Source organism: Stappia sediminis (assembly GCF_009826895.1).
GTDB lineage: Bacteria > Pseudomonadota > Alphaproteobacteria > Rhizobiales > Stappiaceae > Hongsoonwoonella > Hongsoonwoonella sediminis.
Genome location: NZ_WUMV01000003.1, coordinates 491,773 through 506,318, shown reverse-complemented (window position 1 = coordinate 506,318; position 14,546 = coordinate 491,773). Strand labels below are relative to the sequence as shown.

General features: G+C 61.4%; 15 protein-coding genes. 6 read left to right on the top strand and 9 right to left on the bottom strand.

Features of this window, described 5'->3' with window-relative positions; genetic code table 11:
- Positions 1–29: 29 nt before the first annotated feature.
- Together hisC and GR183_RS09265 are read right to left on the bottom strand one after the other, a co-directional pair.
- A complete protein-coding gene (gene hisC, locus GR183_RS09270; protein ID WP_160775317.1) occupies positions 30–1,151 on the bottom strand; it encodes a histidinol-phosphate transaminase in 1,122 nt (373 codons plus the stop codon).
- Between the two features lie 6 nt (positions 1,152–1,157).
- The gene (locus GR183_RS09265; protein ID WP_160775316.1) at positions 1,158–2,069 is read right to left on the bottom strand and encodes a chorismate mutase; all 912 of its coding nucleotides are present in this window, start codon (positions 2,067–2,069) and stop codon (positions 1,158–1,160) included.
- 121 nt (positions 2,070–2,190) lie between these two features.
- Between GR183_RS09265 and metX the strand changes: the two genes are divergently transcribed.
- Both metX and metW read left to right on the top strand, forming a co-directional pair.
- Positions 2,191–3,411, top strand: a complete 1,221-nt coding sequence (gene metX / locus GR183_RS09260; RefSeq protein ID WP_160775315.1) for a homoserine O-acetyltransferase MetX — start codon at positions 2,191–2,193, stop codon at positions 3,409–3,411.
- Positions 3,408–4,058 (top strand): methionine biosynthesis protein MetW, encoded by a 651-nt coding sequence (metW, locus tag GR183_RS09255; protein ID WP_160775314.1) that lies wholly within the window; start codon positions 3,408–3,410, stop codon positions 4,056–4,058. Before metX ends, metW begins: the two co-directional genes overlap by 4 nt.
- A gap of 5 nt (positions 4,059–4,063) precedes the next feature.
- Here the strand turns inward: metW and GR183_RS09250 are convergent, their stop codons facing one another.
- The gene (locus tag GR183_RS09250; protein ID WP_160775313.1) at positions 4,064–4,843 is read right to left on the bottom strand and encodes a methyltransferase domain-containing protein; all 780 of its coding nucleotides are present in this window, start codon (positions 4,841–4,843) and stop codon (positions 4,064–4,066) included.
- 191 nt (positions 4,844–5,034) lie between these two features.
- Between GR183_RS09250 and gloB the strand changes: the two genes are divergently transcribed.
- Together gloB and GR183_RS09240 are read left to right on the top strand one after the other, a co-directional pair.
- Positions 5,035–5,826, top strand: coding sequence for a hydroxyacylglutathione hydrolase (gene gloB, locus GR183_RS09245; RefSeq protein WP_160775792.1), 792 nt, complete (start codon positions 5,035–5,037; stop codon positions 5,824–5,826).
- A 24-nt stretch (positions 5,827–5,850) separates the two neighbouring features.
- Positions 5,851–6,312 (top strand): cupin domain-containing protein, encoded by a 462-nt coding sequence (locus tag GR183_RS09240; protein WP_160775312.1) that lies wholly within the window; start codon positions 5,851–5,853, stop codon positions 6,310–6,312.
- A gap of 111 nt (positions 6,313–6,423) precedes the next feature.
- On the opposite strand, the gene GR183_RS09235 is transcribed toward GR183_RS09240, so the two are convergent.
- From GR183_RS09235 to GR183_RS09210, 6 genes are all read right to left on the bottom strand, one after another.
- Positions 6,424–7,989: an OpgD/OpgG family glucan biosynthesis protein gene (locus tag GR183_RS09235; protein WP_160775311.1), complete on the bottom strand. Its 1,566-nt coding sequence runs from the start codon at positions 7,987–7,989 to the stop codon at positions 6,424–6,426.
- 193 nt (positions 7,990–8,182) lie between these two features.
- A complete protein-coding gene (locus tag GR183_RS09230) occupies positions 8,183–8,476 on the bottom strand; it encodes a YciI family protein (protein WP_160775310.1) in 294 nt (97 codons plus the stop codon).
- A 112-nt stretch (positions 8,477–8,588) separates the two neighbouring features.
- Positions 8,589–10,172, bottom strand: coding sequence for an MBL fold metallo-hydrolase RNA specificity domain-containing protein (locus tag GR183_RS09225; protein ID WP_160775309.1), 1,584 nt, complete (start codon positions 10,170–10,172; stop codon positions 8,589–8,591).
- Between the two features lie 258 nt (positions 10,173–10,430).
- The gene (locus tag GR183_RS09220; RefSeq protein WP_160775308.1) at positions 10,431–11,480 is read right to left on the bottom strand and encodes an adenylate/guanylate cyclase domain-containing protein; all 1,050 of its coding nucleotides are present in this window, start codon (positions 11,478–11,480) and stop codon (positions 10,431–10,433) included.
- Positions 11,480–11,866 carry a DUF1987 domain-containing protein gene (locus GR183_RS09215; RefSeq protein WP_160775307.1) on the bottom strand — a complete coding sequence of 129 codons (387 nt, stop codon included), beginning with the start codon at positions 11,864–11,866 and terminating at the stop codon, positions 11,480–11,482. Before GR183_RS09215 ends, GR183_RS09220 begins: the two co-directional genes overlap by 1 nt.
- A gap of 11 nt (positions 11,867–11,877) precedes the next feature.
- Entirely contained in the window at positions 11,878–12,444 is a 567-nt protein-coding gene (locus tag GR183_RS09210; RefSeq protein WP_160775306.1) for a SiaB family protein kinase, read from the bottom strand.
- 228 nt (positions 12,445–12,672) lie between these two features.
- Between GR183_RS09210 and GR183_RS09205 the strand changes: the two genes are divergently transcribed.
- Both GR183_RS09205 and GR183_RS09200 read left to right on the top strand, forming a co-directional pair.
- On the top strand, positions 12,673–12,951 hold the full coding sequence (locus GR183_RS09205; protein WP_160775305.1) for a transmembrane 9 family protein: 279 nt from the start codon (positions 12,673–12,675) through the stop codon (positions 12,949–12,951).
- Between the two features lie 6 nt (positions 12,952–12,957).
- Entirely contained in the window at positions 12,958–14,439 is a 1,482-nt protein-coding gene (locus GR183_RS09200; RefSeq protein ID WP_160775304.1) for a SpoIIE family protein phosphatase, read from the top strand.
- Positions 14,440–14,546: the final 107 nt, after the last annotated feature.

Genomic DNA, 14,546 nt, shown 5'->3' with positions numbered 1-14,546 from the left:
AGCTTCAATTCCTTTTACGGTCAGGCGGTTCAGGCGCCCATGAATTCCTTGAGGGTTGCGATAACGTCGCGGTTGGCCTCCTCCGTGCCGATCGACATGCGAAGGGCATTGGGAAGGCCATAGGCAGAGACCTGACGCAGGACGCAGCCGCGCGCGGAAAGATAGAGATCCGCATCAGCGGCCGTCTGGCCCACGCCCTCGGGGAAGTGGATGAGAATGAAATTGCCGACGCTCGGCGTGACCTTCAGGCCAAGACCTTCGATTTCACGCGTCACCCAAGGCAGCCACTTTTCGTTGTGCTCCACCGCATGCTCGACGAACGCCCGGTCCTCCATCGCCGCGATACCGGCGGCCATGGCAGCCGAATTCACATTGAAGGGGCCGCGAATGCGGTTTAGCGCATCGATGACGTGATCCGGCCCGTAGGCCCAGCCAAGGCGGAGCGCCGCAAGGCCGTAGATCTTGGAAAACGTGCGCGTCATTAGAACGTTGTCGGCGGTCGCCGCCAGTTCCACGCCCGCCTCGTAGTCGTTGCGGCGCACGTATTCCGCATAGGCCGCATCGAGGACGAGAAGCGTATGAGCCGGCAGGCCGGCATGCAGGCGGCGTATCTCGCTGAACGGCAGGTATGTGCCGGTCGGATTGTTCGGGTTGGCGAGGAAGACGACCTTCGTGCGCCCGGTAACGCGCTCAAGGATCGCGTCGACATCCGCGGTCATGCCCTTTTCGGGCGCGACGACCGGCGTTCCGCCGGCACCCAGGATCGCGATCTTGTAGACGAGGAAGCCGTATTCGCTGTAGATCGCCTCGTCGCCCGGGCCGATATAGGCACGCGCGACAAGCTCCAGGATCTCGTCCGAACCGGTGCCGCAGATGATGCGGTCGGCGTTGAGCCCGTTGACGCGCGCGATCGCCGCGCGCAGGTCGGTCGCCGCACCGTCCGGATAGTGCTCCAGGTGATCGAGCGAACGCAGCGCCTCGATCGCGCGCGGGCTCGGCCCCAGCGGCGTTTCGTTGGACGAAAGCTTGTGCAGCTTGTCGCCGCCCGTCGCCTTCGAGCGGCCGGGAATATAAGGCGCAATCTCCAGAACGCCGGGGCGCGGCACGGGGCGCTTTGCCGCGCGGTCGGAAGCAACGTCGGTCATGGTCATCGTCACTCAGCTTTCTTTCTCGTCCCACGTCTCGTCTGCGGCTTCGTCGATATCTATCGGCGCGGCATAGGCGCCAACCCTCCGAAGGGTGTCGGGTTCCGCTCCGGCTTCGGCGCACAGGCGCGCGACATCACCGGCGGAATGATCTCCGCGCGCCGCAATCAGCGCATCCACCCCCTCGGAAGTCCGGTGAAAAGCCAGCACCTCCAGTCCGCCGGCCATCAGCCGCCCGGGCAGCGCGCCCCGCCAGCGCGCGTCATAGGCGGCAACGTCCCGCTCTTCCGCGCCGGTGCTCTGCGCCACGACGATCAGCGGCATGTCGGCCGGGCGCTCCTCCGCGACGAGGAAGGGCAGCCGCGCAACGATTTCCGGCGCCGGCGCGCCGAGGCTGCGCCACCAGGGCAGATCGGCGCGCTCATCGAGCCTGATCAGGCCCAGAGCCCTGTCGTTTTCAGCGACCGCGCGGATCACGTCCGGCGCGTCACCCGCCGCTTCAACAGGAATTGAAAAGCCGAAATGATAGCGCACCGCCTCAAGAAGTGCCGCCGGGTCTTCCGCCGTCTCGCAATGGATTTCAATATCCCCGGCAGCGGCGGCGGCAAGCGCCCGCCAGACGGGCTCCAGCGTCGTTATCGGGGCATCGGCCTTGTAACGCTCCACGCAGGCGCGCAAAGCCTCGTCGAGGCTTTCGCAAAAAAGCCCCCGCGCTCCGCCGGAAGTGGCCGGATTTCCGAGGATTTCCCGCGAAACGGCAAGGCGCTCGCCGATAAGCGCCTGCAAGTCCGCATCGATCTTCTCAAGCCGCAAGGCGGCATCCGCAATCGACGCGCTGCCGCCGCCTCCGGCCCTCAGATCGTTCCTTTTCCCGTCGCTCGGCACGTCGCTCGCCTTCTTCGCCGCGTTTCTCAGGCGCAGCATTCATAGGTAACGGGGGCGGTGAAAGCAAAAGAAAACGTTGACGGGCAGGCAGCCCGGGCCTACCTCAGTTTCCCCTCGCGCCGGTTGCACGGGCGAATAAGGGGTTGTACGAACAAACGCCATGACGAGCACCACCAGCAAAGCAGACGAAAGCGGCAGCGAAGGCGTCACGCGACTTGTCGCGCAGAACGAGGCGGACAACCCCTCGAGCAAGAAGATCGTCTTCGGCGCGGACCAGGCGCTTGCACTCGATGCCGGCGAAGAACTCGGCCCCTGGCAGATCGCCTATGAAACCTACGGAACGCTGAACGCCGAACGGACGAACGCCGTACTCGTCTGCCATGCGCTCACCGGCGATCAATACGTCGCCTCTCAAAACCCCATAACGGGCAAGCCCGGCTGGTGGTCTCATATGGTCGGACCCGGGCGGCCGGTCGATACCGACAAATATTTCGTCATCTGCGCCAATGTGCTGGGCGGGTGCCTCGGCACCACCGGCCCCGCCTCCGCAAACCCTGCGACCGGCAAGCCCTGGGGGCTCGATCTTCCGGTCGTGACCATTCGCGACATGGTACGTTCGCAGGCCCGGCTTATCGACCATCTCGGCATCGACACGCTGTTTGCCGTCATCGGCGGCTCCATGGGCGGCATGCAGGTGCTGCAATGGGCCGCAAGCTACCCCGAGCGCGTATTCTCCGCCCTGCCGATCGCGGCGGCCGCGCGTCATTCCTCGCAGAACATCGCCTTTCACGAGGTGGGCCGGCAGGCGGTCATGGCCGATCCGAACTGGGCCGGCGGCGCCTACCACGAAAAAGGGCTGAGGCCTTCAAAGGGTCTCGCGGTCGCGCGCATGGCCGCACATATCACCTATCTTTCGGATGCCGCACTGCACCGCAAGTTCGGGCGAAACCTGCAGGACCGCGAAGCGATCAGCTTCGGCTTCGATGCCGATTTCCAGATCGAGAGCTACCTGCGCCACCAGGGCATGACCTTCGTCGACCGGTTCGACCCCAACAGCTATCTCTATGTGACGCGGGCGATGGACTATTTCGACCTTGCCGCCGATTACGGAGGATCGCTGGCGCGCGCTTTCCTGCACTCGCCGACGCGCTTCTTCGTCATGTCGTTTACCTCCGACTGGCTGTTTCCGACGGTCGAAAGCAAGGTTGTCGTGAAAGCGCTGAACGCGGCGGCCGCCAACGTTTCCTTCGTGGAAGTGGAAAGCGACCGCGGCCACGATGCCTTTTTGCTCGACGAGCCTGAGATGTTCCGCACGATCCGCGGCTTCCTGACCGGAGCGGCGAACGCGCGGGGTATTCCGGCTCCGGGAGGCGGGCTATGACCGCCGTATCGTCAGCCCTAATCGAGGAAAACGGCACGCTGCAAAAGGCGGTGCGCGGCGACCACAGGCTCGTCTGCGATCTGGTGACCCAGGGCGCGCGGGTCCTTGACGTCGGTTGCGAGGACGGGGCACTGCTGGACCTCTTGACGCGCGAACGCGGCGTCGACGGAAGAGGCATGGAAATCAGCCAGGCCGGGGTGAACGCCTGCGTCGCACGCGGTCTTTCCGCCGTCCAGGGCGATGCCGACAGGGACCTTGTCGACTATCCGGACAATGCGTTCGATTTCGTCATCCTGAGCCAGACGCTGCAGGCGACGCGCGAGCCGAAGACGGTCTTGAAGCAATTGTTGCGCATCGGTTCGAACGTGATCGTCTCCTTCCCGAACTTCGGCTACTGGAAGAACCGCCTGCAACTGCTCTTCTACGGCCGCATGCCGGTGACCGACTACCTGCCCTATTCCTGGTACGACACGCCGAACATCCACTTCTGCACGATTCGCGACTTCGTGGCGCTTTGCGAAGAGGTCGACGCGAGGGTCGTCAAGGCAATGGCGCTCAACGACATGGGCCGCAAGGTCGGCTTCAACGCGCCGTGGTGGGTGTGGAACCTCGTCGGACAGCAGGCCGTGTTCCTGCTGAAACGCTAAAAAACTCAAGTTGATATGCGCGGCTTTTGAGCTTCCGGGTGGCGGCTGCGCCCGTTCAGGCCCGCTGCCCCCTGGGGGATGAAGACGGGCCTTGGAGCGCGCACGCGCTTGCCTTCGCCTGCCGCGAGGCCCCGGAAGAGTTGCTTTTCCGCCTCGATCACGAGAAGCCCGGCGAAAGCCGGCCAGAGCCTGCGGCCGATCCGTTCCCATGTGCGCGCCGACCTCAAGAGAAATCGCGAACGCGTCGGCGGCAGGAAAAGCGCCTCGTCGCTTGCCGAGACCTGAAACTGGCAATCCTTCAGGAGCGCCTCGAGCTGCCCTCGCGAATATGGACGCCCATAGCCGAAAGGCGAGGTTTCGGTGCGCGCCCATAGCCCCCGGCGGTTGGCGACGACCACCACGAGCTTGCCACCGGGCACCAGAACCCGCCAGGCATCGTGCAGGAGCTCCAACGGGTCGCGGCAATGGTCGATGGCATGCACCACGAGAATGCGGTCGAACATGCTGTCGGGAAAAGGAAGGTTGGTTTCGTCCACGAGCGTCGCGGCATTGTCGCGCTCGCGCGGCCAGGCAACCACGCCTTGTGCTGCTGGCATCGCCGCGATGGTGCGCTCCGCCTCGTCCATGAAAGGGCGAAGGTACGGCCCGGCATACCCGAGGCCGAGCAGGCGCTGGCCCGCGACCGTGGGCCAGGCGGCGCGCAGGCGCTGTCCCACCAGGACGCGCAGCATGCGCCCCAACGGCAAATCGTAGAACGTCTTTAGATCGACGACGTCGAGAAACATGGTCAGCCCCTGCCGCTTCCCGGGCAGGCCGGCCGGCAATGCCGAAGGCCGCTTCGGGACCAATGGATTGAACCGTTCCTTACCCTGGAACGCAACATTGAATGCGCGATATCCGCTGCGAGCTTGCCGTGACGCCAATGCTTTGTCAGTCTCCCGAACATCTTTCGACAGTCCTTTACGAGGAGACGACCATGTCCACCGACACACCCCGCTTCGAGATCAAGCAGTTTCCATGCCTCAGCGACAATTTCGGCGTGCTCATCCACCTGCCCGACAGCGGACGCACCGTCGCTTTCGACGTTCCCGCCGCCGGACCATATCTCGAAGCGCTGGAACAAACAGGCTGGAAGCTGACCGATATCCTGATCACCCACCACCATTGGGACCACGTTGAAGGATTGAGCGAACTGAAGGAGGCGACGGGCGCGAAAGTCGTAGCCCCGAACATCTCCAAAGGCAAAATTTCCGACGTCGATTCCTATGTGGAAGATGGCGACCATGTCATGATCGGCGACCTGGAATTTGCCGCGGTCGGCACGCCGGGTCATACACTTGACCAGATATCGTGGTGGGCGCCTGCCGCGAAATTCGCGCACACTGGCGACACGCTGTTTTCCGTCGGCTGCGGACGCGTGATGGAAGGCGACATGGAGATGATGTCGGCCTCGCTTGAAAAGCTCGCCCGCCTGCTGCCGGGCGATACGAACATCTACTGCGGTCACGAATACACGACAGCCAACGTGAAATTCGCCCTGACGGTCGACGCGGACAATCCCGCGCTTGCCCGCCGCGCCAAGGAAGTCGCCGACCTGAGGAATGACGGCAGGTCCACCCTGCCGACGACGATGGAACAGGAACTTGCCACCAACCCGTTCCTGCGCACGAACGATCCGTCGATCCGCAAGGCGATCGGCAAGGAGGGCGCATCGTCGGCGGAGGTTTTCGCGGAACTTCGCACGCGCAAGGACAACTTCCGCGGCTGAGAAAGGCTCAAGCAGGAGGCCGCCATGACGCCGGACCGCATTGCCGCATTGCCCGATCTTTCGGTCGATCAGGTCGTAAAGCTTCTTCAGATGGAGCCGCACCCCGAGGGCGGCTTCTACAAGGAGACGTTTCGCGATCCCCAGTGCGACGAGGCGGGGCGGGCTGCCTCCACCGCGATCTACTATCTCCTGCCGGGCGGAGCCGTTTCCGCCTGGCACCGGGTCGATGCCGTGGAAATCTGGCATTGGTATGCGGGTGGGCCGCTTATCCTGTCTATTGCCGAAAAGGAGGGGAATCGGCAGGAACTTACCCTCGGCCCCGACCTTGCCGGCGGCGAGCGCCCGCAAGGCGTCGTGCCCCGGCATGCCTGGCAATCGGCGAGAAGCCTCGGCCCCTGGACGCTCGTTGGCTGCACCGTCGCGCCCGGCTTCGAATTCTCCGGTTTCGAAATGGCGCCAGAAGACTTTAGAGCGCGTCTTGTTTAATCGAAATCACCAGACGCGCTCTATCTATTTGATATTGCGCATGTCCTTGCCCCAAAACCGGTTCCCACTTTTGGGGGACATGCTCTAAGCCCTGAGGGTTTCTGCGCGAGGTTATTGCAAGGTGGCCTTGTCCGACTTCACATACGAAGGGATAAGCTGGCCGAGCCAGGTTTCCGACAGAACGTCTTCACCCCTCTTCAGGTAGACGCGCGCTTCCACAGGCTCGCTACCTTCGATCTTCGCGTCGAAGATCAGCCGCCAGCGGTCGGTGCCGACGACGGGCAGGAGATAAGGATTGATCGGCTCTCCGCGTGAAAGCTCGACCAGCGGTTCGAGGCCGTCCTCGCGGCCAAGGCCCTTCAGCGCTTCGCCCTCGAAATCGAGGACGACCTTCGCCTGCCCCTTCGGTCTCGGCTGACCCGGCACGCCGCCCTGGCCGATGCGGGTTGCGACGACGCGCGATCCGGCGCCCGCTTGCGGATGGGCGTCGGCCCAGCGCATGCGATAGGAAAACTCCAGAGCATCGCCCTTTTCCGGCATTTTTTCCGGTGACCAATAGGCGACGATATTGTCGTAGATCTCGTCATCCGTCGGCAACTCGACAAGCTGCACCATGCCCTTGCCGAAGGGCTTCAGCGGTTCGATCCAGACCGAAGGCCGGCGGTTATAGAAGACACCGTCGTCCTGATAGTTCTCGAATTCCCGATCGCGCTGCGCAAGGCCGAATCCCTTCACATCGCCGACATAGAAACTGGACGTGCGGATTATCTTCGGATTGTTCAGCGGACGCCAGATGCGCTCGCCATTCCCGGCAAGGATCGCAAGGCCGTCCGTGTCATGCACTTCCGGCCGCCAGTCGGCGGCGGAAGGGCGGTTCGCCTCCGAATACCAGTACATGCTGGTTAGCGGCGCAATGCCAAGGCGCTCCACCTTTTCCCGAAAAAAGAGCCTGGCATCCACATCGACGATCTGGCCCTCGCCATCCCTGTTTTGAAGCTCCATACGATATGCGCCAACGACACTCCTGCTTTCCAGAAGCGCATATATCGTCATGGTGGCGCCGTCTTCCTCCGCCCCGCCCAACCAGAATTCCGAAAACCGCGGGAACTCCTCCGGCGATGCAAGGCCCGTGTCGATGGAAAGCGCACGCGCTGACTGGCCGTATTGCCGTGATGCGCCGTCCGTGCGGAAATAGCTGGCGCCGAGGAAGGATATCCAGTCGGTCTTGAGATCCTTGCGCATCACGCGAAAGCCGGCAAAGCCGATGTCGTCGGGCAACTTTCGGGCCGGACTATCCTCCGGCATGTCGAAGTAATCCGGCGAATAGAGGAGTTCGCGGGCGTTTCCGCCCTCCACCAGATGAAGCTTCACCGGCTCCTTGAAGTAGCGGCCCATGTGAAACATCTGCACCGGAACGCCGTCGGCAATGTCGACCGTGTGCTCCTTGTCGAAGACGATCTTCCAGTGAGCGTCATAATCGATGGCTTCCAGCGCCTCGCTCGCGCGGATTTTCGCCGGCTCATATGGCTCCTCAGCCAATCCCTTCGCCCGCTCGGCCAGAAGATCGAAGGAAAACGCTTGCCGTTCCCCGAGTTCAACCGATGCCGCGGGCAGAACTGCGACGGCGGAAATGAAACCGGCAACACAGAGCCGGGCAGCGGCGCGGAAAAAGCGCATGGAAACCTCGTAACCTGAAACGATCCAAATTATCGTCAGGCCACTGTGAAGCGCGCGATTGTGGCGGATCGTTGTTTTCGCTACGTCAGAGACGAGGATTTGCTATGTGAACCTGCTGTTCGAATGGTAAGCCCCGCGGTACTCGCCGGCGCAGAGCCAATTTCTAAAAAAATATTATCGGGACTATCGCCCCTCAGATCGTGACCTCTTTGTCGATTGCCTTTCCCCAAAAGAAGATTTTGAAACGGCGATGATCCGGGCAAAAATACGGGTCTTCCAAGACAAGTTGCACGACTTCGTCATAAGTTTCTGCCTCGACAATCCACAATCCACCAACAAATGGCGCATCCGGAACCGGTCGAAGTCCGCCACCAACAAGTATCTTATCCGAGTTCTTCTCCAGATAGGCGATATGTTCACCGCCGAATTTACGGCGATGAACGAGCATTCCCGGAGTATCCTCGAAAACTACAGCCCAACGCGTCATCTTAAACCTCCGAAAATTCGATATTTCTGTAATCTCAGAGGTCTATAATTGATTCCGCCCCCAACTACAAAACTCGCCATGGTGAGACCGCTCGGGCTCACTCAACATCGGCTCAACCTCCCAAGGCCTCCTGCAACTCTTTCAACAGCGCTTCCCGCTCGTGCGGATCTTCCATGCCCTCAAGACGGTTCGACAGCGCAAGGCTGAATTCCGCGTACTGGTTGTGCCAGTCGTGGGCAAGTGCTGCGTCGTCGATACGCTGCGCCGCGCGGCCCTTGGACTGGGCGGTGCCGGCCACAAGCTCGAAGGTCTCGTCGAACATCGGCAGCAGGATCTTTTCAAGCTCCAGCCCCTTTTCGCCAAGCAACAGGCGCAGGTTCATGCGCGCTTCCTGTTCGCCGTGATTGAGGAAAAGCCCACCGACGATGGGGCTGCGCTCCATTATCCAGTCGACAAGCTCGCTGCGGTCGGCATGGGCTGAGTAATTGCCAATCTGGCGGATGGTCGCGCGCACCTTGTACTCCCGGCCATGGATGCGAACATCCTTGCGGCCCGACAGGATGATCTGCCCGAGCGTTCCCGGCGCCTGATAGCCGACGAAGAGAATCGTCGCCTCCTTGCGCCAGATATTGTTCTTCAGGTGGTGCTTGATGCGCCCGGCCTCGCACATGCCGCTGGCCGAAATGATGATCGCGCCGCCCGTCACGCGGTTGATCGCCTTGCTTTCCTCCACGCTTTTGACGAGCCGGAAGCGCGGATCGCGGAAAAGCTCCGCCTCGTCGATATCGATATCGTCGAAGGTGTGGGCATAGCGAATGAAGACCTCCGTCACCTTGTTGGCGAGCGGAGAGTCCAGGAAAACGGCTGTCGGGGGAATTTCCTTTTGCTTTAGAAGCACGCCGATGTCGTGCAGCAGCTCCTGGCTGCGTTCCACGGCAAAAGAGGGGATCACGACATTGCCGCCCCGCTCCAGCCCCTCCACCAGTTCCTTTCTCAGGGCCTCGCGGCGCTTTTCAAGCGTATAGTCCTCCCGGTCGCGGTCGCCATAGGTGCTTTCGCAGATCACGTAGTCGAAGCCTTCGCCGGCTTCAGGTTCGGGGTAGAAAGCCTTTTCGTCCGGGCCGATGTCGCCGGAAAACAAAAGGCGCAGAGTGTGCTCGTCCCCGTCTTCCAGGATCTTCAGTTCGACGGAAGCGGACCCCAGGATATGACCCGCGTTCCAGAAGCGGGCAGAAACGCCGGGCGCCGGCTCGAACCATGCTTCGAAATCGCACGGCTCGATCTGCTTCAGCGCCTGTTCGGCGTCCTCCATGCGGTAGATCGGCTGGATCGGCGATGCGTTGCGCCGCTGCTTGCGCCGGGAGATGCGCTCGGCCTCCGATTCCACGATGGAGGCGGAATCCGGCAACATGAACTCCAGCAGGTCGCGGGTCGCGGCCGTTGCATAGATAGGCCCGCGAAAGCCATGGTGGATGAGCTTCGGCACCAGCCCGGTGTGGTCGATATGGGCATGCGTCAGAATGACGAAATCGAGCGAGGCCGCCTCGAAGGGAAAAGGCTTTGCATTGAGTTCACGCACCGAGCGGTTGCCCTGGAACATGCCGCAGTCGATCAGGAACCGGCAATTCCCGGTCTGAACCTGCGAGCAGGATCCCGTCACCGTTCCCGCCGCACCGAAGAAGGAAAGCTCCGCCATCTCCACCACCCCGCATGTCGTTCCTAGTGGTTTGCTTCCATCACTTGCATCCCCCTGCCGCAATCTCGGTTGCAAATGATGGAAGCTCTAAAACCACTATGTAACTATTTGTTTCTAGTGGAGCTTTTGAATTCGACATTTGAGCGAGAGCATCGCTGCAACCGGGACTCAAATGTCAAATTCGCTCCACTAGCATCCGAAGTCCGACAGCTTGCGATGGTTTACGTTACGGAGCAATCGTTCAAGTATCGCCTGTTCTTACCCGCCCAGCGCGTCGAGCGCCCTGCGCAGGAGTGCGGCACTTTCCTCCCGTTCGTCCGGGCCCATTCTTTCAGGCTCCAGATGCATGCGGAAATGGGGGCTGTCGGCAACGATCCGGCGGGATCGTTCTGCCTCGCCCGCAAGGCCTATCACTCTGTAGACGGCGACGGGATAGGCCACGCCCTTGACGCGGAGCGAACCGACCTCCTCGCATTCAACCTCGTCGCGGATATGCGCGTAGGTTTCGTAGGAAATATAGATCTCGCCTGCACCTGCCTCGTGCTCGAGGCGCGAGGCGACGTTCACCGCCCCACCGATGATCGTATAGTCCATCCGGTCTTCGCTGCCGAAATTGCCGACCGTGCAATATCCGGTGTTGATGCCGATCCGGCAGGCGAGCGCTTCGCGTATGCCCTGGTCGTGCCACTCGCCTTGCAGGTCCTGCAGGCGCGCCTGCATGGCGATCGCCATTTTCACGCAGGCAAGCGCATCCTCGCGCACGCCGCGCGTTTCCGGATCTCCGAAGAAGATCATGATCGCATCGCCGATATATTTGTCGATCGTCGCCCCGAATTCGAGCGCGACCCGCGACATCTCGGTCAGATACTGGTTGAGAAGGAGGGTGAGGTCCTCCGACTCCATTTTGTCGGTCAGCTCCGTGAAGCCGGCGATGTCGGAAAAAAGCACCGTCAGCTTTTCGCGCCGGCTCGCAAGCTTCACCTCCTGCCGTCCGGAGAAGATCGATCCATAGACCTGCGGCGAAAGATACTTGGAAAGCTTGGCCGAAAGCGCCTCCAGCTCCTGATTCTTGCGTGAAATCTCGTCAGCCGCTTTCTGGCGCTGTTCCGCAAGGGCGTTAAGCTCGAGTTCGTTGCGGTCGCTCAGCCGCATCATGCGCCGGGTCGTCTTGAAAAGCTTGCGGTATTCGGAAAGCAGCTTTTCGAAAGCCGCGCGGGCTTCTGCATCGGCAGGCGCGGTTTCCGCCAGCAGCCTTTCCGCCGCCGCGATAACCTTCTCCTCCCTGGCAAACAGATCGGTGGTCGCCATCAGCGTGAAATGTTCTCGAGGTGGAAAACCGCGTGTTGCAGATCTTCGCCGAACTCCTCTCCAAGTTCGTGCATCGTCTCGTCCTGCGGATCGTAGAACCAGTGAACGTCGACGCTCATGCCGGCACCGGCCGCTTCGTCGAGCTTTTCCATCAGCATCATGATCGCCTTGGCGCTGCTGCTGTTGAAATAGATAAGTTCGAAATCGAAGCGGCAAGCCCCGGAGGTGCGCCCGTCGAGATAACGGTCGAGCGCTTCCAGGAGCGAGCTGTAGAAACTCGTCACGTCCTCCGGATAGGATTCGCCGCTGATCCTCAGGTGGTTGTTGCGAAAGTCGAATTCGACAGCCGGCGTGCGCGTCGTGGCGGGAATCTCGAGATTTTCCATATCCACCCCGCTCAGATCGTGGCTTTCAACGCGAAGAAAGCGAGCTTGCCGTCGATATCCATGAAATCGAACTCGATCGGGCTCGACGCCCGGCGCGCGATTTCGATAAAGCCGATGCCCGCACCCTTGCTGTGTTCGTCCGGTCCGCTTCGAAGTTGCTCCTTGTAGGCGAATTTCAGCTGCTCGCGGTTCATCGCCTGGATGGCTGAAAGCCGCTCGCGCATGCGCGGCACGTCGGACTTCATCACCAGATTGCCGGCGTGGACGACGTAATCCGCCCCCTCCTGCCCGATCGTCAGGATACCGTAGCGCAACTCCGCCGGGTGGTCGGCCGACGGCGGCAGGTCGGGCGAGGGAAGCTGCTCCACCGAGTAGCGGATGATATTCTGCATCTGCTCGACGAAAACGGCGAAAACGCTGCGGATCGTCTTGGTGTCCGCATCCTCTATCGCAAGCTTCTTCTTCAGCGCGTCGCCCACGCCGCTCAGAACGTTTTCAGTAACATAGCCGCTATAGGCGAAGACTATCCCGCGCTCGCGGAGATCCTTTTTCAGCCCGTAAAGTTCATTTGCAAGCATCCACCTTCTCCGGGCCGGCCATTCGCGCAGGAACGGACTGGGATCCACTTTGCCAGTCAAATCCAGGCTCGCCGTCTTCGCAAGAAAATGATAGCATAAAAAACAGTCTAAGACGCGAGGGTCGTAGAAATGAAAATACTCGCACTTCTCGTCTTCGCTTGGCTGGCGATTTCCCCTGCTAAATCAGAAGAACTCAACACAGAACTTCAGGTTAAGTTGCAGACAGCCATGCTGCAATTTACGGAATCAATCCTCCTTGACGGTGGATACAGCTACGTCGACACAAAGGAAGGCGCACTGAAGACCGTTTTTCCGGCAAACGTTCACCCGTTCATCGTCACGATGGGAGACGACTATTTCGTCTGCTCGGAAATGATCGACGACGCCGGCAACACGATCAACGCCGATTTCCTCGTGCGCCGTATCGATGACCAGTACAGGGTCGTCCAGCTGATCCTGGACAATCGGCAGGCCGTCCAGGGCGCGATCTCCAAGCTCGGCAAGTAGCGTCTCGTGAAGACGCTGGGGGGCGGTATCACCGGGCTCGTTCGCCGACGGATATTCTTCAAGTATATCCTGGCGACGATCCTGATTGGCGTTGCGATGAACACGCTGATCCTCGCCTTCTACTATCAGCAGCGGCAGGCGGAACAGACCGGCGAGGTGGCGGCCGAAATCGCCACGATTTCGAACCGCGTCGCAGGTCCCGCCGCCGCGCTTGCGCAAAGGGGCGAGGCGGCGGACGCGCGCGAATTGCTGTCGGTCTTCGCCGCTTTCTACTATGTCATCTGCGCCGATCTTTATACCGCGAACACCGACACGCCGGCGGCATCATGGCCCGTCGTCGGTTGCTCCCGCATCAAAAAGCTTGGCAGAACGCTCGATGTTCCCCTTCCCATCGTCGGCAAGGACGCGCGGATGCACGTCAGGATCGATCCCGACAAGCTGGCGATGGATCTGCTCTACGAATTCCTCGTTCTGGTGGCGCTCGGTGTCGCGGGCGGGCTTGCGCTGACGTTCGCGGGCGTGGCCGCCTTCCTCTGGTTCATCAATCGCCCGCTTTCGCTCATGCTGGGGGCAATCGAGAAGTTCGAGCGCTTCGGCGACCCGCAAAAGGTCGACTATCGCGCCGAAGACGAAATCGGCAAGGTGGTCGCGAGCTACAACATGATGCTCGACCGCGAGGTCGAGCGGGTGAGCGAAATCCGCGAAGCACACAAGGCCATATTGGACAGCGTGACCTATGCCACGCGCATCCAGCAGGGCCTCTTGCCCACGCAGGAACAGGTTTCGGAGGCCTTCAGCGAGGCCGCCGTGCTCTGGCAGCCGCGCGACCTCGTCGGCGGCGACATCTACTGGGTCTTTTCCAGCGGGGAACGCACTACCGTGGCGCTCCTGGATTGCACGGGCCACGGCGTTCCGGGCGGGTTCATGACGATGCTCGCCATCGCCACGATCGAACGCATCTTCACCGAAAACGAGAGCCTGACCCCAGGCGCGATCCTGACCATGCTGAGCGACCTTACACGGGGTCTCCTCAACCAGGATACCGAGGAAGCCTCATCGAACGACGGAATGGACGCCGCGATCTGCCAGATCGATTCCGGCACCGGAAAGGCGACCTTCGCCGGCGCGCGGCTTTCCCTTCTTGTTCTAAAGGAGGGAAAGGTCGAGCGGATCAAGGGCGACAAGATCAGCCTCGGCTATCCCGACACGCCGAAATCGCCCCGCTTCACCGAAAGGACATTCCCTGTCGACGCGAACTCCACCCTCTTTCTGATGAGCGACGGCATGACCGACCAGATCGGCGGGAAAAAGCGCATCGCTTTCGGTTATCGGCAGGCGATGAGGCTGATCGAAACGCACGCCACGCAGAGCCTTGAGGAAATCCTGAACGCCCTGGAAGAGCGGCTCAACGACTATGCGCGCAATGAGCCACGCCTCGACGATCTCACGGCCGTCGCCTTCCGACCGCGCGTCACATCGGGCGCGTAACTTGCCAAACGCTGAAAACCTCCCGGCGGTTGCCCGGTCCCCGGCGCCGACGCGTCATTGACGCTTCCGCCCACAACCGATAGAAGCCAAGGCATCATGCCGGAATA